This is a genomic window from Rhodococcus sp. D-46 (assembly GCF_011290655.1).
Taxonomy (GTDB): Bacteria; Actinomycetota; Actinomycetes; order Mycobacteriales; family Mycobacteriaceae; genus Rhodococcus_F; species Rhodococcus_F qingshengii.
Genome location: NZ_JAANTF010000005.1, coordinates 207,699 through 230,392 on the forward strand (window position 1 = coordinate 207,699; position 22,694 = coordinate 230,392).

The 22,694-nt window shown below is 64.2% G+C and carries 22 protein-coding genes; 13 read left to right on the plus strand and 9 right to left on the minus strand.

Annotation, left to right across the window (positions count from 1 at the left end; all coding sequences use genetic code 11):
• Nucleotides 1-32: 32 nt before the first annotated feature.
• Nucleotides 33-449 carry a cytochrome c oxidase subunit 4 gene (locus G9U53_RS14215; protein WP_003941723.1) on the minus strand — a complete coding sequence of 139 codons (417 nt, stop codon included), beginning with the start codon at nt 447-449 and terminating at the stop codon, nt 33-35.
• A gap of 39 nt (nt 450-488) precedes the next feature.
• Nucleotides 489-1,553: a cytochrome c oxidase subunit II gene (locus G9U53_RS14220; RefSeq protein ID WP_007730054.1), complete on the minus strand. Its 1,065-nt coding sequence runs from the start codon at nt 1,551-1,553 to the stop codon at nt 489-491.
• 319 nt (nt 1,554-1,872) lie between these two features.
• Between G9U53_RS14220 and asnB the strand changes: the two genes are divergently transcribed.
• A complete protein-coding gene (gene asnB / locus G9U53_RS14225; RefSeq protein ID WP_003941790.1) occupies nt 1,873-3,798 on the plus strand; it encodes an asparagine synthase (glutamine-hydrolyzing) in 1,926 nt (641 codons plus the stop codon).
• Nucleotides 3,799-3,861: 63 nt separating this feature from the next.
• Here asnB and G9U53_RS14230 read toward each other — a convergent pair whose 3' ends face one another.
• From G9U53_RS14230 to G9U53_RS14240, 3 genes are all read right to left on the minus strand, one after another.
• Entirely contained in the window at nt 3,862-4,839 is a 978-nt protein-coding gene (locus G9U53_RS14230; RefSeq protein ID WP_058039452.1) for a carbohydrate kinase family protein, read from the minus strand.
• A gap of 196 nt (nt 4,840-5,035) precedes the next feature.
• Nucleotides 5,036-5,386 (minus strand): iron-sulfur cluster assembly accessory protein, encoded by a 351-nt coding sequence (locus G9U53_RS14235; RefSeq protein ID WP_007730053.1) that lies wholly within the window; start codon nt 5,384-5,386, stop codon nt 5,036-5,038.
• A 150-nt stretch (nt 5,387-5,536) separates the two neighbouring features.
• Complete coding sequence (locus G9U53_RS14240) at nt 5,537-6,604, minus strand: glycerate kinase (RefSeq protein ID WP_083058822.1); 1,068 nt, start codon at nt 6,602-6,604, stop codon at nt 5,537-5,539.
• 134 nt (nt 6,605-6,738) lie between these two features.
• Between G9U53_RS14240 and G9U53_RS14245 the strand changes: the two genes are divergently transcribed.
• The 6 genes from G9U53_RS14245 to G9U53_RS14270 all read left to right on the plus strand — a co-directional run bounded on the left by G9U53_RS14245 (nt 6,739) and on the right by G9U53_RS14270 (nt 11,853).
• Nucleotides 6,739-7,395, plus strand: a complete 657-nt coding sequence (locus G9U53_RS14245; protein ID WP_007730051.1) for a DUF3043 domain-containing protein — start codon at nt 6,739-6,741, stop codon at nt 7,393-7,395.
• Nucleotides 7,396-7,397: 2 nt separating this feature from the next.
• Nucleotides 7,398-7,985: a bifunctional adenosylcobinamide kinase/adenosylcobinamide-phosphate guanylyltransferase gene (gene cobU, locus G9U53_RS14250; RefSeq protein WP_054828420.1), complete on the plus strand. Its 588-nt coding sequence runs from the start codon at nt 7,398-7,400 to the stop codon at nt 7,983-7,985.
• 23 nt (nt 7,986-8,008) lie between these two features.
• Nucleotides 8,009-9,154 carry a nicotinate-nucleotide--dimethylbenzimidazole phosphoribosyltransferase gene (gene cobT, locus G9U53_RS14255; protein WP_165638882.1) on the plus strand — a complete coding sequence of 382 codons (1,146 nt, stop codon included), beginning with the start codon at nt 8,009-8,011 and terminating at the stop codon, nt 9,152-9,154.
• Nucleotides 9,155-9,156: 2 nt separating this feature from the next.
• The gene (locus G9U53_RS14260; protein ID WP_080961137.1) at nt 9,157-9,924 is read left to right on the plus strand and encodes an adenosylcobinamide-GDP ribazoletransferase; all 768 of its coding nucleotides are present in this window, start codon (nt 9,157-9,159) and stop codon (nt 9,922-9,924) included.
• 9 nt (nt 9,925-9,933) lie between these two features.
• Nucleotides 9,934-10,908 (plus strand): helix-turn-helix domain-containing protein, encoded by a 975-nt coding sequence (locus G9U53_RS14265; RefSeq protein ID WP_019748916.1) that lies wholly within the window; start codon nt 9,934-9,936, stop codon nt 10,906-10,908.
• Between the two features lie 108 nt (nt 10,909-11,016).
• Nucleotides 11,017-11,853 (plus strand): dienelactone hydrolase family protein, encoded by an 837-nt coding sequence (locus tag G9U53_RS14270; protein WP_029538292.1) that lies wholly within the window; start codon nt 11,017-11,019, stop codon nt 11,851-11,853.
• Here G9U53_RS14270 and G9U53_RS14275 read toward each other — a convergent pair.
• Together G9U53_RS14275 and gcvT are read right to left on the minus strand one after the other, a co-directional pair.
• A complete protein-coding gene (locus tag G9U53_RS14275) occupies nt 11,847-12,950 on the minus strand; it encodes a branched-chain amino acid aminotransferase (protein ID WP_003941766.1) in 1,104 nt (367 codons plus the stop codon). The genes G9U53_RS14270 and G9U53_RS14275 overlap by 7 nt on opposite strands.
• Nucleotides 12,951-12,982: 32 nt before the next feature.
• Entirely contained in the window at nt 12,983-14,083 is a 1,101-nt protein-coding gene (gene gcvT / locus G9U53_RS14280; RefSeq protein WP_165638815.1) for a glycine cleavage system aminomethyltransferase GcvT, read from the minus strand.
• A 158-nt stretch (nt 14,084-14,241) separates the two neighbouring features.
• On the opposite strand from gcvT, the gene G9U53_RS14285 reads away from it, so the two are divergent.
• On the plus strand, nt 14,242-15,759 hold the full coding sequence (locus tag G9U53_RS14285) for a leucyl aminopeptidase (RefSeq protein ID WP_019748919.1): 1,518 nt from the start codon (nt 14,242-14,244) through the stop codon (nt 15,757-15,759).
• 55 nt (nt 15,760-15,814) lie between these two features.
• Here G9U53_RS14285 and G9U53_RS14290 read toward each other — a convergent pair whose 3' ends face one another.
• Nucleotides 15,815-16,165 carry a hypothetical protein gene (locus G9U53_RS14290; RefSeq protein ID WP_003941713.1) on the minus strand — a complete coding sequence of 117 codons (351 nt, stop codon included), beginning with the start codon at nt 16,163-16,165 and terminating at the stop codon, nt 15,815-15,817.
• 364 nt (nt 16,166-16,529) lie between these two features.
• On the opposite strand from G9U53_RS14290, the gene sucB reads away from it, so the two are divergent.
• From sucB to G9U53_RS14315, 5 genes are all read left to right on the plus strand, one after another.
• Complete coding sequence (gene sucB, locus G9U53_RS14295) at nt 16,530-18,278, plus strand: 2-oxoglutarate dehydrogenase, E2 component, dihydrolipoamide succinyltransferase (protein WP_058039509.1); 1,749 nt, start codon at nt 16,530-16,532, stop codon at nt 18,276-18,278.
• Between the two features lie 120 nt (nt 18,279-18,398).
• Nucleotides 18,399-19,286, plus strand: a complete 888-nt coding sequence (locus G9U53_RS14300; RefSeq protein ID WP_003941584.1) for a TIGR01777 family oxidoreductase — start codon at nt 18,399-18,401, stop codon at nt 19,284-19,286.
• Between the two features lie 29 nt (nt 19,287-19,315).
• The gene (gene lipB / locus G9U53_RS14305) at nt 19,316-20,077 is read left to right on the plus strand and encodes a lipoyl(octanoyl) transferase LipB (protein ID WP_165638816.1); all 762 of its coding nucleotides are present in this window, start codon (nt 19,316-19,318) and stop codon (nt 20,075-20,077) included.
• 51 nt (nt 20,078-20,128) lie between these two features.
• Complete coding sequence (gene lipA / locus G9U53_RS14310; protein ID WP_003941610.1) at nt 20,129-21,139, plus strand: lipoyl synthase; 1,011 nt, start codon at nt 20,129-20,131, stop codon at nt 21,137-21,139.
• Nucleotides 21,140-21,215: 76 nt separating this feature from the next.
• Nucleotides 21,216-21,971, plus strand: a complete 756-nt coding sequence (locus G9U53_RS14315; protein ID WP_003941625.1) for a DUF4191 domain-containing protein — start codon at nt 21,216-21,218, stop codon at nt 21,969-21,971.
• A 73-nt stretch (nt 21,972-22,044) separates the two neighbouring features.
• Here the strand turns inward: G9U53_RS14315 and G9U53_RS14320 are convergent, their stop codons facing one another.
• Nucleotides 22,045-22,518 carry an RDD family protein gene (locus tag G9U53_RS14320; RefSeq protein ID WP_047887991.1) on the minus strand — a complete coding sequence of 158 codons (474 nt, stop codon included), beginning with the start codon at nt 22,516-22,518 and terminating at the stop codon, nt 22,045-22,047.
• Between the last annotated feature and the right edge of the window lie 176 nt (nt 22,519-22,694).

The window sequence follows — 22,694 nt, forward strand, 5'->3', positions numbered from 1 at the left end:
GGTGCGGCGCCTCTGTTCGAGTGCGGGTGAAACTAGTGCTTCTCGGGTCCGGTGTAGTACTCGAACACCAGGCCTGCGGCTGCGGCGAGCACACAGACAACTGCGACTGCGATGAGCCACGGCTGGAAGTACGCCAGCGACACTGCCGCGAGTGCAGCAGCAGCGGCAAGCAGGATCGGCCAGAAGCTACCCGGGCTGAAGAAGCCCAGTTCTCCTGCACCATCCGAGATTTCAGCGTCGTCGTAGTCCTCGGGACGGGTGTCCAGACGACGGGCGACGAAGCGGAAGTAGGTACCCACGATGAGCGTCAGACCTGCAGACAGGACGATGGCCGTCAGTCCGGCCCACTCGATACCTGTGCGTGACAGAGCGGTGAACACTCCGTAGATGATCGCGACGAGAATGAAGAACATCGTCAGGATCTCGAAGAGCTTGGCTTCGATCTTCATATCAGCACTTGTCCTTGTTCAGTGAAGAGGCTGGCCGGCTCAGTTGCCTGCAGTGGCGACGGTTGCCTGACGGTACTCGCGGTCGGTGTTGAACGGCGTGGTCGACGTAGCCACCGGCGACTGACCGATTGCCTGCAGAGCCTCAGCGGTCGTCAGACCACCCTTGCCCTCCGCGTCACCCTTGCGCAGTTCGATGTACTTGGCGAAGTCCTCGGGCGAAACCGCACGAACCTCGAAGTTCATCATCGCGTGGAACGTGCCACACATTTCTGCACAACGCCCGACGAACGCGCCTTCCTTCTCGATCTCACTGATCTGGAAGATGTTGTCCGAGTGGTTCTCCTTGGGGTTCGGGAGAACGTCGCGCTTGAACAGGAACTCAGGCACCCAGAAAGCGTGGATGACGTCCGAGGAAGCAAGTTCGAACTGGATCCGCTTGCCGGTGGGCAGAACGAGGATCGGGATCTCCTGGCTGGAACCGACGGTCTCGATCTTGTCGTAGTGCAGGTAGCTCAGGTCCTCGGTGCTGTTGCCGTGGATCGGGCCGGGGACTTCTTCGCCGTGATCGTTGACAGTGGAGCCCTCGGTCTTGGCAGCCTCTTCGGCCTCGACGTCGATTCCGTTGTACTTGGCGGAACCGTCACCGAACTCGATGGAGCGGTAGCCGAACTTCCAGTTCCACTGGAAGGCCGTGACGTCTACAACGACGTCAGGGTTGTCCGTCTTGTCCAGAACATGGTTCTGAACGATGACGGTGAAGTAGAAGAGAACCGCGATGATGACGAAGGGAACTGCCGTGTAACCGAGTTCGAGCGGCACGTTGTATGCCGTCTGACGCGGGAATTCCGGCGAGTCCTTCTTCTTACGGTGGAAGATGACGGCCCAGAAGACCAACCCCCACACCAGCACACCCATGACGAGGGCGGCTACAACCGACCACGTCCACAGCTCACGCATGCGCGTCGCCTCCGGGGTGATGCCCGAAGGCCACCCGAAACGAAGCACTTCGTTGTCGATGGAGCAACCCGACAGCAGCAAGGCAGCAATGCCCAGAGATACTGCCAGCCCCGCTCGCCGAAGGATCCGACCTTGCGCCACGTTCACGCCTTCCTGATCGCCACAAAATTCAACTAGGGCATGCCCGGAGGGAAGGCCCAATTACTACGCAGCGTAGACCAAAGCCGGGCGCTATCCATCCTCGGGTCCTCGCCCGTGTCGCGGCGGACGTCACACAGCTCTCTCAGGTGCTGCTCAGGAACGGCTCAGGTCGTTTCGGCGACGCACATCACGTCGATTCGTTCCGCCGCGATCGGCAGGGACGTCGATCTGCGGCATACTTTCGTCAAGAGTTCGTTGACCTCTCCCCGACACTCGTGTCCGGGAGCCTTCTGTACAAAAATTCTGAATCGAGGAACCGGACGCTGTGTGTGGACTGCTCGGGCTACTGACATCTGGCGGAACCAGCGAGGACGCCGTCTCGCGGGTCGACCAGGCGATGCATTGCCTTCGTCACCGCGGGCCGGACGAACACGGGACGTGGAACGACGATCACCTCGTCTTCGGGTTCAACCGCCTGGCGATCATCGACATCGCTCATTCCCACCAGCCGCTGCGTTGGGGCCCACCGGAGAACCCGGAGCGTTATGCGCTCACGTTCAACGGCGAGATCTACAACTACTTGGAGATCCGCGCCGAACTGGTCAAGGACCACGACGCCAAGTTCTTCACCGAGGGCGACTCCGAGGCCATCGTCGCTGCATTCCACTACTGGGGTGAGGACGCGGTCCGGCGCCTGCGCGGAATGTTCGCGTTCGCGATCTGGGACACCGACACACGCGAGCTGTTCATCGCGCGCGATCCGTTCGGGATCAAGCCGCTGTTCATCGCGACCGGCGCCGGCGGCACCGCGTTCGGCAGCGAGAAGAAGAGCCTGCTCGAACTCACCGATCTGATCGGCATCGGTACCGAGCTGGATCCGCGTGCCATCGAGCACTACACCGTTCTGCAGTACGTACCGGAGCCGGAAACACTGCACAAGCAGATCCGACGCCTGGAGTCGGGCAGCTTCGCTCGGGTGCGTCCGGGCGAGGAGCCCACGTTCACGCGGTATTTCACGCCGAAGTTCCCGGCCAAGCCTTTTGCACCTGGCACCGAGAAGGCGCGCTACCAGGAAATCGCCGAGGCACTCGAGGATTCGGTCGCCAAGCACATGCGCGCCGACGTCACCGTCGGTTCGTTCTTGTCCGGTGGTATCGACTCCACGGCGATCGCGGCGCTGGCGATGCGCCACAACCCCAACCTGATCACCTTCACGACCGGTTTCGAACGTGAGGGCTATTCCGAGGTCGACGTCGCTGCAGAATCTGCCGCAGCGATCGGCGCGAAGCACGTCGTCAAGGTGGTCTCCCCCGCCGAGTTCGCCGCTGCCATTCCCGAGATCGTCTGGTACCTCGACGACCCGGTAGCCGATCCGGCATTGATTCCGCTGTGGTTCATCGCGAAGGAAGCGCGCAAGCACGTCAAGGTCGTGCTGTCCGGCGAGGGTGCCGACGAGTTGTTCGGCGGCTACACGATCTACCGTGAGCCGTTGTCGCTCAAGCCTTTCGAGTACCTCCCCAAGGGGCTGCGTCGGGCCGCGGGCAAGTTGTCCGAACGCATCCCGGACGGCACTCGCGGCAAGAGCCTGCTCAATCGCGGTTCGTTGACCCTCGAGGAGCGCTACTACGGAAATGCTCGTAGCTTCAACGACGCTCAGCTCCGCGCCGTCCTGCGCGATTTCCGTCCGGAGTGGACGCACCAGGACGTCACCGCGCCGATCTACGCGCAGTCACGGGACTGGGATCCGGTTGCGCGGATGCAGCATCTCGACCTGTTCACCTGGCTGCGCGGCGACATCCTCGTCAAGGCAGACAAGATGACGATGGCCAACTCGCTGGAACTGCGTGTGCCGTTCCTCGATCCCGAGGTCTTCGACGTCGCGTCACGCGTACCGCTCGATCAGAAGATCACGAAGGACACGACCAAGTACGCACTGCGCCAGGCCCTGGAAGGCATTGTGCCGCACCATGTTCTGCACCGTGCGAAGCTCGGATTCCCGGTTCCCCTGCGCCATTGGCTGCGCGGCACCGAACTCTTCGACTGGGCACATCTGCAGATCGAGGAGTCGGGAACCGACCACATCTTCGACAAGCAGGCCGTCGTGAAGATGCTCAACGATCACCGCGAGGGCGTGTCCGACCACAGCCGACGCCTGTGGACCGTCCTGACCTTCATGGTCTGGCACGGAATCTTCGTGGAGAAGCGCATCGTGCCGCAGATCCAGGAGCCGGTGTACCCGGTCAATATCTAGGCCTTCGGCCCCGTGAGCGGTTAGGGAGTCTCCGAACTCCTCAACCACTCACGGGGCGGAGCCCTACTTCGGCAGGATCGTCGCGATCTCGTCCGCTGCCGCGCTGCCGTATGCGTCGGTAAGGCGCTTGAGTGCCTCGTCGCGATTGAACACCCACTCCTGCGTTCCCACGGTCTCGAGAATCAACACAGCGACCAAAGATCCCAACTGTGCAGCACGCTCGAAGCTCAGACCGGCGCCGTGTGCGAGCAGGAACCCGGCGCGGAAGCCGTCGCCAACGCCCGTCGGATCCACCTTGCCGGTCTCGGGCACTACGTCGACGCGCACCCAATTACCTTCGGCGTCAACAATTTCCACACCCTTGGAGCCGAGGGTGGTGACACGGATGCCGACCTGCGCGCGGATCTCTTCCTCGCTCAGACCAGTCTTCTGCTGAAGCAGACCCCACTCGTACTCGTTGGTGAACAAGTACTTCGCGCCGTGAATGAGCGCCTTGGCCTCGTCACCGGACAGGCGGGCAAGCTGCTGCGACGGATCCGCTGCGAACGGAATCCCGAGCAGACGGCATTCGTCGGTATGGCGAACCATGGCCTCGGGGTCGTTGGCGCCGATCAGCACCAACTCGACTGCGCCCGCAGTCTTGGCCACTGTCGCGAGTTCGATCTCGCGAGCCTCGCTCATCGCACCGGGGTAGAACGACGCGATCTGCGCCATGTCCTCGTCGGTGGTGCACACGAAACGCGCCGTATGTGCCTTGTCCGAGATACGGACCGCGCTGCAGTCGACGCCGTTGTCCTCGAGCCACGTGCGGTACTCGGCGAAGTCGGCACCGACTGCGCCGACGAGTAGCGGGGACCCACCGAGCACGCCCATGGCGTAAGCGATGTTGCCGCCGACACCACCGCGGCGAATCACGAGATCGTCGACCAGGAAACTCAGCGAAACGTGGGCGAGCTGATCGGCGAGGAGCTGATCGGCGAAGCGGCCGGGGAAGCGCATCAAGTGGTCGGTGGCGATGGAACCGGTTACCGCAATAGTCACGGATCGTGGCCTTTCAGCGAAGTGAGTACAAGAATGAAAGAGGAGCAAAAGTTCACGTTACCGCCCGTAGCGCCGTCATCGGCGCCCGAGCTGTCGGATCGGAACGGTCTACGTACGAGTCACCACAAACAACTGACGCGAAACCGAATGTCGGTTCCGCGTCAGTTGTTCGTGAATTGAGTTGTGATCGACAGACTCAGTTGAACGAGTCACCGCAGGCGCAGGAGCCTGTTGCATTGGGGTTGTCGATCGAGAAGCCCTGCTGCTCGATGGTGTCGAGGAAGTCGATGGACGCACCTTCGACGTACGGCGCGCTCATCCGGTCGACAACCAGGTTGACGCCGTTGAAGTCGACGGTGAGGTCACCGTCGAGCGTGCGGTCGTCGAAGAACAGCTGGTACTTCAGTCCGGCACAGCCGCCGGGCTGCACTGCGATACGCAGCGCGAGGTCGTCGCGACCCTCCTGATCGAAGAGTGCCTTCGCCTTGGCGGACGCGGCCTCGGTCATCTTGACGCCGTGGGTGGCGGTCTCGTTCTGCACAGTCATGGGCTCTCCCTAATGTTCGTACCAACCCGTGAACGCTTCAACGGTACGCCGCTGCCGACTTATTCCCGCCAGTCCTTTACCGGGTGCGATTCGTCTTCATCCTATCCGGTCTTCCAGACACGGCAACGGCGCGTCGACGCTTGTGGATCCTCAGCTCCGGACGCCGCGCCAGATGTTCCACTCGCGTGCCGTGTGTTCGGCGAGTCCCTCGAGACACGCCGACGCCTCCTCCATCGCACGTTCCACCGACCCGGCGAAATCCGTCACCGACTTCGCCGCGACTATCGAGGTCGACGCATAGTCCGCCTCGTCGAGCGTCACCTGGCCGGCAAAGACGAGCGTCGGAACGCCGTGCGCTGCTCCCGCCGAAGCGAGCGTTGTGACGAGTTTGCCGCGCAGAGATTGGTGGTCGAACTTGCCTTCGCCTGTGATCACCAGGTCAGCGGAAGCCAGTAGCGCGGCCTGTCCGGTGCGATCCGCGACGACGTCGGCCCCGGATCGCCGCTGTGCACCGAGCGCAAAGAGCGCGGCACCGATACCACCCGCGGCGCCGGCACCCGGAAAATCCGACACTCGTATTCCGGTGGCGGACTCCAACTGTTCGGCCCATCTCGCGTTCCGCGCTTCGAGGACAGCGACGGCTTCGGCGTCGGCACCCTTTTGCGGGCCGAACACCGCTGCCGCACCGTGCTCGCCGAGAAGTACGTGTTCTACGTCGGTGGCGGCGACCAACTGAGTGCCTGCCGTAGCCGCCGCTGCAACCTCCAGGCCGCCCAGCGCCTCCACCAGTCCACGTCCCCCGTCGGTGCAGCAACTCCCACCGAGTCCGACGACAACCGTCTTCACGCCTGCCTCGAGCGCGACAGCGATCAGCTCTCCCACACCGAGACTGTGCGCGGCGAGTGCGGTGTCCCGCGTCGGCGGACCTCCGAGCAGGCCGAGCCCGACGGCCTCGGCGGACTCGATGTACGCCGTGTCCGAATCGAACAGCCACGTGACGTCGACGGCGGCGGTCAAAGGCCCGGACACCCGTGCAGTCCGGATGTCGCCCCCGGCCGTGGCCAAGACGTCGACGAATCCCGGACCACCGTCGGATTGTGGCGCGGTGACGACGTCGTCTTCGGGTCGGCCACGTCGCCAACCGGCAGAAATGGATTCGGCCGCTTCGACGGCCGTCAACGTCTCACCGAACGAATCTGGAGCAACTATTACCCGCATAGCCGAAGTCTAAGAGTCCCGAATGACCCCGATGTTTCACGATCTCGCGCGTTTCAGTGCCTCGGGCGATTGGGTTTTTCAGAAAGACCGAGGTCGGTTTCCCAGACCGTGCACTTATCCAATAGCCTGGAGGTGTGAAATTGCTACGCCGCGGTGACTCAGACAACTCCGACAAACGTGACGTCGAGGGCACTGAGGCATCCTCGGCCTCCGAAGAGGCGCCCATCGAGCAGGTGGGCAAGGGCCGCCCCACACCCAAGCGTCGTGACGCCGAGGCGAAGAGGCGTGGCCCCGTTGCCCCTGCCCCGCTGACCGCGAAGGAAGCCCGCGCCCGCCGCAAGGCGACCCGCGGCTCCAAGGAGGACCGCAAGGCCGAAGCCGCCGAGCGTCGCGCATCGTCGGCAGACCGCCGCGCCCGCATGCTCGCCGGCGAGGACAAGTACCTGCTCCCCCGCGACAAGGGACCGGTTCGCGCCTACGTCCGCGACTTCATCGACGCTCGCCGCAACCTCGTCGGGCTGTTCATGCCGCTCGCGTTGATCCTCATCATGACCATGTTCGTCACGCCCGCGCTCCAGCAGATCGTCACACTGGCAATGCTCGTGATGATGCTCTTCATGGTCGGTGAAGGCATCTGGCTCGGTCGCATGATCAACAACCGCGTCGCCGAGCGCTTCCCCGACAGCACCGACGGCGGCTTCAAGCTCGGCTGGTACGCGTTCGTTCGCGCGTCGCAGATCCGCAAGCTGCGCGCACCGAAGCCTCGTGTGGGGCCGGGCGACGCAATCTGAGCGTGACGAACACGTATAGAACTTTGGTCCTCGGCGGCGCACGGTCTGGTAAGTCCGCGCACGCCGAGGATTTGGTTTGTGGAGGCCACCTACCCGAAAGTTCGGCACCGATCCGGTATCTGGCGACGGCAAGGCGCGATGTCTCCGACGCAGACTGGGAGAGCCGGATCGACCAACACCGCAACAGGCGGCCTTCCCATTGGTCGACGGTCGAAACCGCAGATGCCGGCGATCTCGCGGCGCAGCTCGAAAGCGATTCACACACAGCGACGTTGGTCGACGATCTGGGAACGTGGCTGACCACGGAACTCGATCGGCAAGGCGCCTGGGACGCTCCGCGCGGCACCGTCACTCCCGCTGCGGACAGCCTGGTCGCCAGTGTCGAGAACTATCGCGGACACCTGGTGCTGGTCAGCCCCGAAGTGGGTTTGGCCGTCATCCCCGAGACGCGGTCCGGACGATTGTTCCGCGACGAGATCGGCACTCTCAACGCTCGTATCGCGGCGGTGTGCGATCGTGTCGTACTAGTGGTTGCAGGGTTACCGCTCATCTTGAAAGATACTGCTGCACAACCGGAAGGCACGATGTGAGTACCGAGGCCAATCCAGGGGCCATTTCAGGGGCGAATCCAGATGCCAACCCTGACGTCGCGCCAGTCAGTAGCGCCGACTTCGAACCCGTCACCCCGCCCGACCGCGAGGTGCGAGCGCAGGCCGATGCGCGTCAGCGTGATCTGACCAAGCCGGCCGGTTCGCTGGGCCGACTGGAGGCTCTCGCCGGCTGGGCATCAGCCTGCCAAGGAGTTTGTCCCCCACACGCTTTCGCTCGGCCTCGCGTCGTCGTGTTCGCGGGTGATCACGGAATCGCCCGCAACGGGGTCTCCGCCTATCCGCCGGAAGTGACCGCACAGATGGTCGCCAACTTCCTCGGGGGCGGCGCGGCAGTCAACGTCCTCGCCGAGGTTGCCGGCGCCACGGTACGCGTCGTCGACATCGCAGTGGACGGCGATACCGATCTGTCCGTCTCGAACCACAAGGTACGCAGGTCTTCCGGGTCCATCGACCGCGAAGACGCCATGTCGAACGAGGAAACCCTTCAGGCCATCGCCGCCGGCCGAGCGATCGCGGACGAGGAAATCGACGGGGGCGCAGATCTTCTCATCGCCGGCGACATGGGCATCGGCAATACGACGCCCGCAACCGTACTCATCGCCGCACTCACGGACAGTGAACCCGTCGCGGTCGTGGGTCGAGGTACCGGTATCGACGACGCCGGATGGATCCGCAAGACCGCAGCGATTCGCGACGCTCTCCGGCGTGCCCGTCCGCACGTTCGCGACACAGTCGCGCTGCTGCGCACGTCTTCGGGTGCCGACCTCGCCGCGATGGCCGGCTTTCTGGCCCAGGCAGCTTCGCGTCGTACGCCGGTGATCCTCGACGGCGTTGTGGTCACCGCAGCCGCCATGGTTGCCGACGAACTGGCTTTCGGCGCACGTGAATGGTGGGTCGCCGGACACCGCTCCACCGAACCCGCCCACACCATCGCATTGACCCGAATGGGTCTCGACCCGATCGTCGAGTTCGACATGCGTCTCGGTGAAGGTTCAGGTGCAGTCACAGCTCTCCCGATTCTTCAGGGCGCAGTGGCAATCCTGAGCAAGATGGCGACATTCTCCGAAGCCGGTGTCAGCACTCAGGGCAGCGCACCTGCCGACGAACCCGAGTCGATCGACCTGACCAAGACCGATACGGCGGAGTGAGCGTGGCGGGCCCGCTGTCCGGAGTGCCGCTGGCCTTCTCGTGGCTGACGGTCCTTCCGGTTCGTGGTCCCTCCGACATTGATCGAACTGCCGGCCGTCGCGCCATCGCGGCAGCTCCGCTCACCGGGATCGCTCTCGGCATTGCCGCGACGTTTCTGCTCTGGGGCACAACCAGTATCGGTCTGAATCCCTATCTCGCAGGCTTGCTGACGGTAGGTGCGCTCGCTCTCGGGACACGCGGGATGCACGTGGACGGACTGGCAGACTCCGTCGACGGACTGGGTTGTTACGGTCCACCGGAGCGCGCCCGCGAGGTCATGCACAGCGGCGGTGCCGGACCGTTCGGGGTCGCGGCACTGTTCATCTTCCTTGGGCTGCAATCGGTCTCCTTCGGCGTCCTCGCTGTTGCCGACTCCCCCACGCAGTGGATCGCCGTTCTCGTATCTGTCGCTGCGGGTCGTGTGGCCGTCGTTTTTGCCTGCCGCCGAGGTATTCTCGCGTCGAGCCCGAGCGGATTCGGTGCGCTCGTCGCCGATTCACAACCGCTGTGGGCCGCAATCGTGTGGTCGGTTCCGCTGATCGCCGCTTCCGGCTTTGCCACCGACCGGTGGTGGCTCGGCCCTCTCGTGACCGCGTCGGCGCTGGTGATCAGTGTGCTGTGCGTGCGTCACTGCGTCCGTAGATTCGGCGGACTCAACGGAGACGTTCTCGGATTCGCACTCGAACTCACTGTGACGCTTACGGCCGTCGGCCTCACTCTCGGACTGTGATCCGACGTCGTGCGAGTAGGTGTCCTTGCGTACGAAGGTTGCCTCGCGGCCGAGATCTTCGTTTTCACCGACCTTCTCCTGATCGCCAATCGCGTCGCTGATGGAGCGCCCGCCGACCCCTTCGAGGTATCGGTCATCGCAGCGTCCGGCACGCCCGTCGTTGCGGCAGGTGGATTTTCGCTCGGCGTGCAGGAGGGGCATCACGACATCGATCACCTGGTTGTGCCGGGGTTCGAACTCGTGCCGTCCGAAGACCCTGCGACGCGTTTGTCGCTGTGGGACAGAGAAATCGAGTTCATCCGTGCGTGCGAGGCGCGCGGCGTTCGGGTGTCGTCGGTCTGCGTCGGCGCGTATCTGCTGGGCGAGGCGGGACTGCTCGACGGACGCCGATGTACGACGTCGTGGCTGTACGGTGCGGACCTCGCGAGTCGTTACCCCGGTGCGACGGTTCGAACCGACTCGTTGATCGTCCAGGACGACGGCGTCACCACCACTGCTGCGTTCACCGCCGCGCTCGACCTCGCAACAGCACTCGTGCGCGAGCATCTCGGCGACAAGATTGCGCGTACGACCGCAAGAATTACGCTGGCGCCCGAAAACCGAACCAGTCAAGCTCCGTACATCCTCGACTCGATGCTGCCCGCCAAACACACACAGTTTGCCGACGACGTCGGAAGGTGGCTGGTCGAACGGATGGCGGAACCTTACGACTTGGATCTGCTGTCGAGTGCTTTTCACCTCAGCACCCGAACCATGCTTCGGAAGTTCAAGGACGAGACCGGGGAATCGCCGCGCAGTTATCTGCAGCGTGCACGGATCCGAAAAGCGAAACGGTTGTTGGAATCGACCGACTGGCCTCTCGGAAAGATCCTGGGGCACATCGGCTATCAGGATCCTGGAACCTTCCGTCGCCTGTTCACCGACCGCGTCGGCATCAGCCCGGCCGACTACCGAAAGCGATTCCGCAACGGCGGCGCCGGATAGGTGCGAGGCGAGCCCGCCCGAAAACATGGCGAACCGCCCTCTTCTGTAGTCGATCCCGCGCCGAAAGACTGTGCAGAGGAATTGTTTCGACTACTGAGAGGGCTCACCGTGCCGAACCGGAGCATGACCGAAGACGATCCGCTCGAAGACTTCGACCGTCGAACGATCACCATCGACGCAGTGGCGAAGTCCGTGTACGTGGCCGGCACCGGTCCCGCAGTAATCGTCATGCCGGAGATGCCGGGCATCAGCCCGCATGTAGCGCGATTCGCCCGCTGGGTGCGCGACGCCGGTTTCACTGTCTTCGTTCCGTCACTCTTCGGGCACGACGGCGCGGTCCCCACAGTGAACGAGGGGCTGACGGTATTCAAGAGAGCCTGCGTCAGTGCAGAATTCCGCGCCCTCGCTGCCGACGAACCGAGTCCGGCGGTCCGTTGGCTGCGTTCACTCGCCGCTTCGGCGCATGAGGAGAGCGGCGGTCCTGGCGTCGGCGTGATCGGAATGTGCTTCACCGGTAACTTCGCGTTGTCGATGATGCTCGAACCCTCGGTCATCGCGCCGGTTCTCGCCCAACCGTCGTTACCGCTCGATCGACCGGACGAAACCGACAGCGGGCCCGAAGAACTCGAAGCCGTGCGCTCGAGACTCGAGGCCGAAGACCTCACGGTGCTTGCATACCGCTTTCGAGGTGACTCGTTCTGCCGCGCACAACGATTCGCCGCCTATTCGAAGGCCTTGGGCGAGCGCTTCGTCGGGAAGGTACTACCCGACGAAGCGGCCAACGCGACAACGTCGCCGTTCTTCGAACACGTCATTGCCAATCCACACAGCGTGGTGACGGCTCATCTCGTCGACGAGGCGGGATCGCCCACCACCGTCGCTCGAGACGAGATTCTGCAGTTCTTCCGGGAGCGATTGCTCGCGGAACGAACCAGCGATCAGTGAAGTTTCGTCATCCAGCCGTGGGTGTCGGCGAAGGTTCCGCGCTGGATACCCGTGAGGGTGTCGCGCAGTGCCATCGTCACCTCACCCGGCTCGCCGTCGGCGATGGTGAACTCGCCCTCGGCGGACTTGACGCGTCCGACGGGGGTGATGACTGCTGCTGTGCCGCAAGCGAAGACCTCGGTGATTTCACCGCTCTTGCACTTGGTGCGCCATTCGTCGGTGCTGATCTTGCGCTCCTCGACGGCGAAACCGGAATCGGCGGCAAGGGCGAGCAACGAGTTGCGCGTGATGCCTGGCAACAAAGAACCGGACAGCGACGGCGTCACGAGGCGAGCGTCGGGGCCCGAGCCGAAGACGAAGAACAGGTTCATTCCACCCATTTCCTCGACGTACGTGCGCTCGATGGCGTCGAGCCAGACCACCTGGTCGCAACCCTCGTCGGCGGCTTGCGCCTGGGCGAGGAGTGAAGCGGCGTAGTTGCCGGCGAACTTGGCCGCGCCGGTACCGCCGGGGGCCGCGCGAACGTATTCGGTGGACAGCCACACACTGACCGGCTTGACGCCGCGCGGGAAGTACGCACCGGCGGGCGAGGCAATCAGCAGGTAGCGGTACTCGTCGGCGGGACGGACACCGAGTCCGGCTTCGGTGGAGAACATGAACGGACGGAGGTAGAGCGCGTCCTCGCCACCGGCTGCGGGAACCCAGTCGAGATCGACGTCGATCAGTTCGGTGATGGAATCGATGAACATCTGCGACGGGAGCTCCGGCATGGCCAGACGGCGCGCAGATGCCGCGAAACGCTCGGCGTTGGCCTCGACGCGGAACGAGCTGATCTCGCCACCCGGCTGACGGTATGCCTTGAGGCCCTCGAAGATGGCCTGTCCGTAGTGCAAAACCATTGCGGCCGGATCGAGCTCGATGTTTCCGTACGGCAACACCTGGGCGTCGTGCCAGCCCTTGCCCGCGGTGTAGTCGATCGAGACCATGTGGTCGGTGAAGTGCCGCCCGAAGCCGGGCGCCGCCAAAATGTCACGGCGCTCGGCGTCGGACTTCGGGGACGAGCTCTGAACACGAACGAAATCGGCGGCACCTGTCATGGGCGCAATCCTATCTAACGTGAAAAAGCTCTCTACTTGGTGTTGGTCTCCACGAACGGACGAGACACCACGACGCACCGAAGAGCACGACCACGGACGTCGACTTCGATCTCGTCGCCGGCCGAGACATTGGCACCGGAATCGAGGAGCGCCAACGCAATTCCCACTTTGAGCGAGGGCGAAAACGTCCCCGAGGTGGTCTCGCCGATTGCCTCGCCGTCACGCAGAACACCGAGGCCGGCACGAAGCACGCCGCGATCGAGAGCCTTGATCCCCCAGAGTTTGCGAGCCGGGCCGGCAGCCTTCTCGTCGGTCAAGGTCTCTTTGCCCCAGAATGTCGGCTTCTTCCAACCGATCGCCCATCCGCAGCGCGCTTCGAGCGGAGAAATCTCGAGCGAAAGCTCATGCCCGTGCAGCGGATACCCCATCTCGGTACGAAGAGTGTCACGGGCGCCGAGTCCGGCGGCCTGCCCACCCTCGGCGCGCACTGCCTCGAGAAGCGCGCGGAACAACGGCTCGCTGTCCTCCCACCGCGGCAGGAGTTCGTAGCCGACCTCACCGGTGTAACCGCTGCGGCACACACGAACAGGCACGCCGTTCCATTCCGCATCTTCGTACGCCATGTACTCGATCTCGGTGGGAAGTCCCAGAGCGGTCAGAACCGCCACCGATTTCGGACCCTGCACAGCCAGCACACCGTAGGCACGATGCTGATCCTCGACGGTGATTCCGTCCGGTGCGAGGGCGACCAGAGCCGCAACGACGTCCGCGGTATTGGCTGCGTTCGGGACGAGGAAGATTTCGTCGTCGCTGACGTAGTACGCAATGAGGTCGTCGATGACACCACCGGACTCGTTGCAGCACAACGTGTACTGAGCCTTACCCGGCCCGATCTTGTTCAAATCGTTGGTCAGTGCGGAGTTCACGAATTCCGCGGCGCCCGCGCCACGCACGACGGCCTTGCCGAGGTGACTGACGTCGAAGAGTCCGACATTCTCACGCACAGAGGTGTGTTCGGCCACGACGCCGGCGTACGAAACCGGCATCTGCCACCCCCCGAACGGCGCGAACGTCGCGCCGAGTTCGACGTGGACGGGGTGGATCGGGCCCTGCAACAGTTGTTCGTCGGTCATGGCCCACAACCTATCGGACTTCGCCGATCGAAACATGTCCGCAGCGAGAGCTCACCCGGCCGTGACGATCGCCCGTCCGCAAACTGCAAAGGGCCTAACATCGACTCAGGCATCCGCCAGAACCGGACGCATCGCACACTCACCTCACAGGAGACACCTTGAGCACTCGCACAGCCCGATCGTTGGGACCCGACCTCGTTCTCGCCGGCACAGTCGCCAAGCGCGCAGAGATACTGGTCGTCGGTCTGACGTCGGGTCCGGACGGCCCCGAAATCGCACTCAGCGAAGGCATCGTCGCCGAAGACGTACTCGCCGAGATCCTCGACAGCCTCATCGCCGTCGGCGCCACGGGCAAGCCCGAGCAGCTCACTCGTGTCCCGGCACCGAGCGAACTGTCGGTCACCAGCGTTCTCGCCGTCGGACTCGGCTCTGCCGACAAGCTCGGCAGCGAGCAGATCCGTAAGTCCGCCGGCGCCGCAGCTCGCTCGTTGTCCGGCATCGACACCGTCGCAACCACGCTCTCGATCCTCGACCTCGGTGCAGCCGCCGAGGGATTTGCGTTGGGCGCGTACAGCTTCACCGAATTCAAGTCGTCCATGACGGCTCCCGGTCCCGATTCGCAGCCACTGGCCCGCGTCGAACTTCTGGTGCCGTCGCCGCGCACGAAGGAGACCAAAGCGACGCTGGCACGGTCGGCCGCCATCGCCGAGGCCGTCGCCACCGCACGCGAGTTCGTCAACACTCCCCCGAGCCACCTCTACCCCGCCGAGTTCGCCGCGCGCGCGAAGGCACTGGGCGTCGAGGCCGGGCTCACCGTCCAGGTTCTCGACGAGAAGGCACTCGAGAAGGGTGGCTACGGCGGAATCATCGGCGTCGGCAAGGGCTCGTCACGCCAGCCGCGTCTCGTCCGCCTCGAATACGCGTCGAAGAAGCGTGGTGCCCGCAAGGTCGCACTGGTGGGCAAGGGCATCACCTTCGACACCGGCGGAATCTCCATCAAGCCCGCCGCCGGGATGGAGAACATGACCTCGGACATGGGCGGCGCCGCAGCCGTCATCTCCACCGTCGTGCTTGCCGCCAAGCTCGGCCTGCCCGTCAACGTCGTCGCATACGTACCGATGGCCGAGAACATGCCGTCCGCGACCGCGCAGCGTCCCGGCGACGTGCTGACCCAGTACGGCGGAATCACCATCGAGGTCGTCAACACCGACGCCGAGGGCCGTTTGATTCTTGCCGACGCGATGGTTCGCGCGGGTGAGGACGATCCCGACTACATGATCGACACCGCCACCCTGACCGGTGCGCAGATGGTCGCGCTCGGCAACCGCACCCCCGGAGTCATGGGCACCGACGAGTTCCGTGACCGCGTCGCCTCCATCTCGCAGAGCGTCGGCGAGAACGGCTGGGCCATGCCGCTGCCGGAGGAATTGCGCGGAGATCTCGACTCCAAGGTCGCCGACATGGCCAATGTCACCCCGCACCGCTGGGGCGGCATGCTGGTCGCAGCTCACTACCTCAAGGAATTCGTTCCCGAGGGTGTCCAGTGGGCGCACATCGACGTCGCGGGTCCGGCCTACAACACGTCAGGGCCGTGGGGTTACACCGGCAAGGGCGGTACCGGCGTTCCCGTTCGCACGATGATCTCGGTCCTGGAGGACATCGCGGTAAACGGCTGACCCCTTGCTGTGCGCCTTTATTAACCCCCCGCGGTTAATAAAGGCGCACAGCAGTTCAGGCGCCGTCGCGTAATTCCTGCTCTCGGGCCCGCTTGCGTTCGATTCGCTTACGTTCGTCGTGATCGCGCATACGCTGCGGATATCCCGTCTTGCGGACGTCGTAGACCGGGATCTTCAGGTCCTGTCCCAATTTGCGGGCACCACGTTCGCCGCCGACACGACGACGAGTCCACTCCCCGTCCTTCGCAACCAGGACGACGGTCACCTCGGTCACCGTCGTCTGCGGTTCCACATAGGCCTCGACGCCTTCGTGCGAGTGCGCCCAATTCGCCAGATGATCCGCATCACTTTGCGCTGCGGCCTGAGCCGCACTCGGCGGACGCTTGAAACGATCGAACAGTCCCACGGTCGTACCCTCCTCGGTACCGACGCCGCGGATGCACCCCGGCGATATGTCAAGTTTGCCAGGCGATGTCCGTTGTGCCTGCGCACGACATACCGTTTGGTCCGCTTCCGACGTTACAGCCGGACCCCCGACGCATACCTACTCGCCAGTAGCCGACACACCCGAAACGGACGGCATCCCCCTCATCGGACACGCCCGGCGTATCAATGGAAAGATGAACGACGGTGACGCCGCGCTCGCGCGTCGACATCGGCAAAATAGCTACAAGTAGCCGCACGTCGCGCGCCACTCGAGCACAATGCATTACGACCACAAGTCGACAAAATTCAACAACCCGAACACAACTGTCGAGGAGTCAAAAGACATGGCCTTCTCCGTCCAGATGCCAGCCCTAGGTGAGAGCGTCACCGAGGGAACTGTCACACGGTGGCTCAAGCAGGAAGGAGACACGGTCGAAGTCGACGAACCCTTGCTCGAAGTCTCCACGGACAAGGTCGACACCGAGATTCCGTCTCCCGTCGCCGGCGTCCTGACCAAGATCGTCGCGCAGGAAGACGACACCGTGGAAATCGGTGGCGAGCTCGCCCAGATCGGTGAAGCCGGCGAAGCCGCAGCACCCGCGGCAGAGGCACCCGCCCCCGCCGCCGAGGAAGCTCCCGCCGAGGAAGCGCCGGCTGCCGAAGCTCCCGCTGAAGAAGCTCCCGCTGCCGAGGCACCCGCTGCTTCGAGCGGTTCCGCTGAAGGTACCGCCGTGACGATGCCCGCCCTCGGCGAGTCCGTCACCGAAGGCACCGTCACCCGCTGGCTCAAGGCTGTCGGCGACGAGGTTGCCGTCGACGAGGCGCTGCTCGAGGTCTCGACCGACAAGGTCGACACAGAGATCCCGTCCCCCGTCGCCGGAATCCTGCTCGAGATCAATGCGCAGGAAGACGACACCGTCGAGATCGGTGGCCAGCTGGCCGTCGTCGGCTCCGGCGCACCCGCCGCGGCACCGGCACCCAAGGCCGCTCCCGCAGCACCGGCAGCACCCCCTGCCCCCAAGGCCGAAGCTCCGAAGGCCGAAGCACCCAAGGCTGAAGCACCCAAGCCTGCCGCCGCACCGGCCGCACCCGCTCCGAAGCCTGCTGCGGCTCCCGCACCGGCGGCTGCCCCCGCAGCGTCCGGTGACAGCAGCCCGTACGTCACCCCGCTCGTGCGCAAGCTCGCCACGGACAACGGCGTCGACCTCGCGACCGTCACCGGCACCGGCGTCGGCGGCCGCATCCGCAAGCAGGATGTGCTCGCCGCTGCGGAGGCCAAGAAGGCTCCCGCCGCCGCTGCTCCTGCTGCAGCACCCGCGGCCGCACCGGCCGCCACCGCAGCCGCAGGCGTCCGACCCGAACTGGCACACCTGCGTGGAACCACGCAGAAGGCCAACCGTATTCGGCAGATCACGGCCACCAAGACACGTGAGTCGCTGCAGAACACCGCTCAGCTCACGCAGACCTTCGAGGTGGACGTCACCAAGATCGTCGCCCTGCGGGCCCGTGCCAAGGCCGGCTTCATCGAGCGCGAAGGCGTCAACCTGACGTTCCTTCCGTTCTTCGCCAAGGCAGTCGTCGAGGCGCTGAAGTCGCACCCGAACATCAACGCAAGCTACGACGAGGCTGCCAAGCAGATCACCTACTACGACGCTGAACACCTCGGCATCGCAGTGGACACCGATCAGGGCTTGCTCTCCCCCGTCATCCACAACGCCGGCGATCTCGGCCTGGCCGGCTTGGCCCGCGCCATCGCCGACATCGCCAAGCGTGCACGCTCGGGTGGCCTGAAGCCGGACGAGCTCTCGGGTGGCACCTTCACCATCACCAACATCGGCAGCCAGGGCGCGCTGTTCGACACCCCGATCCTGGTACCGCCGCAGGCGGCCATGCTCGGAACCGGCGCGATCGTCAAGCGCCCGATGGTGGTCACCGACGAGAACGGCAACGAGTCCATCGGCGTTCGCTCGATGATCTACTTGCCGCTGACCTACGATCACCGTCTGGTCGACGGCGCCGACGCCGGCCGATTCCTCACCACTGTGAAGCAGCGGTTGGAAGAAGCCTCGTTCGAAGCTGATCTGGGCCTGTAAGCAACTGCTCGGCCGGCCGGGGCGTCATCTCCATCAGGAGGTGGCGCCCCGGCTTTTTCAGTACGGTCGGAGATATACGTTCGGATATCGAAGCACGCTGAATCGAAGGAGGCTTTCCGAATGCGAGTAGTCATCGCCGGCTCGTCCGGTTTGATCGGAACGGCCTTGGTGTCATCGTTGCGCTCCGACAACCACGACGTGGTGCGTCTGGTGCGACGCTCGACCGCCGGCCCCGACGAATCGCGTTGGGACCCGGACCACGACCGTCTGGACCTCTCCGTCCTGCAGGGCGCCGACGCCGTCGTGAACCTCTGCGGCGTCGGCATCGGCGACAAACGGTGGTCGGGTTCCTACAAGCAAGCGATCCGTGACAGCCGCATCGTCGCGACCGACGTCTTGGCCGAAGCGGTCGCGAGTCAGAAGGTTCCCGTCCTCGCCAACGCGAGCGCCGTCGGCTATTACGGCGACACCGGCGACAAGATCGTCGACGAGGATTCGCCGGCAGGCACAGACTTTCTCGCCACGACGTGTCGCGATTGGGAACTTGCCACCGAACCGGCGCGTGCGGCGGGCGCCCGCGTCGTCAATCTGCGGTCCGGCGTCGTGATTTCACCTCATGGGGGCATGCTCGGTCGGCTTCGGCGCCTTTATTCGTTCGGCCTCGGCGGGCGACTGGGCAACGGTCGCCAGTACTTTCCGTGGATCTCACTCGAGGACGAGTGCGACGCGATCAAGTTCGCGCTCACGAATTCCGAACTCTCCGGTCCCGTCAACCTGACCGGTCCGGCCCCTGTCACCAATGCCCAGTTCAATGACGCCATGTCCCGTGCGGTCCACCGCCCGGCTCCCTGGATCGTTCCCGGGTTCGCACTCGAAGCGTTGATCGGAGAATTCGCCAAGAGCGGCATCCTCGGTGGCCAGCGCGCCATTCCCGCAGCTTTGGAAAAGGCGGGATTCTCTTTCCGCCACAACACGATCGGCGAAGCGCTGGCGGCCGCACTCGGTTGATTCCGAAGTCGGGCGTAATCTCTACGTCCATGAGCAGCGCTGCCGTTTCCGCCCGGTTCTCGAAACTGCCGATCGCCGTCGAGCAACTCGGTTCGATCGACTACAACGCCGCGTGGGACCGCCAGCGTGAGCTCGCGGCTGCGCGGGCGGACGACATCGGACCGGACACGCTACTGCTCCTCGAACACCCGCCGGTGTACACGGCAGGACGACGCACGGAACCCGAAGATCGTCCCGTCGACGGCACGCCTGTCATCGACGTCGACCGCGGCGGGAAGATCACCTGGCACGGCCCCGGCCAGCTGGTGGGATATCCGATCGTGAAACTGGCCGAGCCCATCGACGTGGTGCGGTATGTCCGACGCATCGAGGAAGCACTGATCACGGTGTGCACGGACCTCGGCCTGAACTGCGGGCGCATCGAAGGCCGCTCCGGCGTCTGGCTGCCTGCCGAACTCGCAAACGAGCATTGGAAGCCCGAGCGCAAGGTTTCTGCCATCGGCGTGCGCGTCCAACGGGGCGTGGCACTGCACGGCTTCTCCCTGAACTGCAATTCGGTCCTGACCGGATTCGACAACATCATTCCCTGCGGCATCCGTGACGCCGGGGTCACGACGCTGTCGCATGAACTCGGTCGCGACGTCACCGTGGACGAAGTCACTCCCGCTGTGACCGAGGCAGTGATCGCTGCTCTCGACGGAACCATGCCCGTCACCGAACGGAACGTCGAGCGCGTCACCTTCGAAAGCGCCTCGCCTACTCCGACTTTTACTACCGTTCAGTACAGCTGACGGGCTCGCCCGAACCCCGTTGCAGTAATCACCGGGCGTAGGATCACTGTCGTGACTATCGCCCCAGAAGGACGTAAGCTGCTCCGTCTCGAGATCCGAAACGCGGAGACGCCCATCGAACGCAAACCCAACTGGATCAAGACCCGAGCAAAGATGGGCCCCGAGTACACGGAGCTCAAGGGCCTGGTCAAGCGTGAAGGTTTGCACACCGTCTGCGAGGAAGCGGGCTGCCCCAACATCTACGAGTGCTGGGAAGACCGCGAAGCCACGTTCCTGATCGGCGGTGAGCAGTGCACACGCCGCTGCGACTTCTGCCAGATCGACACCGGCAAGCCCGAAGCCCTCGACCGCGACGAGCCCCGTCGCGTCGCGGAAAGCGTTCAGGCCATGGGCCTTCGGTACTCCACGATCACCGGCGTCGCCCGCGACGACCTCCCCGACGGCGGCGCCTGGCTCTACGCCGAGACCGTCCGCAAGATCCACGAACTCAACCCGGGCACCGGCGTCGAGAACCTGGTTCCGGACTTCAACGGCAAGCCCGAACTGCTCGACGAGGTCTTCGCCTCACGCCCCGAGGTACTCGCACACAACCTCGAGACCGTCCCCCGCATCTTCAAGCGGATCCGTCCGGCATTCCGGTACCAGCGCAGCCTCGACGTCATCACCGCAGCACGCGACTACGGACTGGTCACCAAGTCCAACCTGATCCTCGGCATGGGCGAAACCCCTGAAGAGGTCACCGAGGCGATGGCAGATCTCCACGCCGCCGGTTGCGACATCCTCACCATCACCCAGTACCTGCGCCCCTCGCCCCGGCACCACCCCGTCGAGCGGTGGGTCAAGCCCGAGGAGTTCGTCGCACACTCGAAGGCTGCAGAAGAGATGGGCTTCGCCGGCGTCATGGCCGGTCCGTTGGTTCGCTCGTCGTACCGCGCCGGCCGCCTGTATGCGCAGGCCATGGCACATCACGGCCGCGAACTTCCCGAGGCGCAGCGTCATCTGACCGAGGGCGGCGACGCTTCCCAGGAAGCCAGCTCACTCATGGCGCGCCTGAATCGCTGATCCACTTTTTGCTGTGCGCCTTTATTAACCGCGGGCGGTTAGTAAAGGCGCACAGCAATGGACGTATCCTGGGTACATGGCGAACGGCAGCAAATCCGGTAAGGGCAAACCCACCAAAGAGGCAAAGGCTGCAGCGAAGGCTGCCCGCAAGCAGGCTTCCAAGGAACGTAGAACTCAGCTCTGGCAGGCATTCCAGATGCAGCGCAAGGACGACAAGCTCCTCCTGCCGCTGATGATCGGCACCCTCGTCGGTGCGGCTCTGGTCTTCTTCCTGGTCGGCCTCATCTGGGGCCTTCAGTGGTTCCTGCTGCCGATCGGCATCGTTCTCGGTCTCCTCGGCGCCTTCATCATCTTCGGTCGTCGCGTCCAGAAATCGGTGTACAAGAAGGCTGAAGGTCAGGCCGGTGCCGCTGCGTGGGCGCTCGACAACATGCAGGGTGCGTGGCGCGTCACGAATGCCGTCGCCGGCACTACCCAACTCGATGCCGTTCACCGCGTCGTCGGACGGCCGGGTGTCATCCTCGTCGCCGAAGGTTCGCCGCAACGCGTCAAGGGCCTCCTCGCGCAGGAGAAGAAGAAGACCGCCCGCCTCATCGGCGACACCCCGATCTACGACATCATCATCGGCAACGACGAGGGCCAGGTTCCGCTCTCGCAGCTCCAGCGCTACTTGAACAAGTTGCCCCGCAACATCGACACCAAGCGCATGGACAACATCGAAGGTCGCCTCGCTGCACTGAGCGCACGCGGCGGCGGAGCAGCGCTTCCCAAGGGCCCGATGCCCGGAGGCGCGAAGATGAAGGGAATGCAGCGAACCATTCGTCGTCGCTGACACTCCCCCACAGCAAAACGAAAGACCCGGGCCCACACGGACCCGGGTCTTTCTTTACTTCGAGAAATTTGTGTCAGCGCGATTTCACGAGCAAAGTGCCGGTCGCGCGGTCCTGCATACCGCGACCGTCGATGTCGGTGATGGTCGCGGGAATCACGAACACAAGCAGTGCCTGACGTCCGAGCGCGCGCACGAAGCCCACTCGGATCGGGCCTTCGATACGCGCAACCTGAAGTCCGAGGACGAACTGCCCCGGGGTGAAGTTGAACAGAGCCACGGTGACGACACCGACGGCGAACCACACCATCAGCGTGACAGTCGAGGTCATACCGTCGAAGAAGTCGCCGGTGATGAGCGAGGCCACTCCCACAGCCATCACCCAATCCACCAACAGTGCCGCGATACGACGGCCCGAACCGACCAGCGAACCCGGACCCTCCTGAGGGAAACCGAGGAACTCGCCACGGTACGACTGCTCACGGCCGTCCGCGCTCTTCGGCAAAGCTGCTTGCGGCCCAGAGAGCCAAGTTCCGGTGATACGTGCCATGCTGTCCAGGATAGGCGTCGCAGCACCGTAGTCCAGATTTGCCGGGTTTTAACTGTGTGGCCGGTCACATGGACTTCGGAAATCCCCAGGATGCTGCGACGCGTAACACTGCCGAAACAAAGGGTTGACGAGCGGGCAACACCAGCTCCCTACCGTCTGCCTCGACGGATTCAACC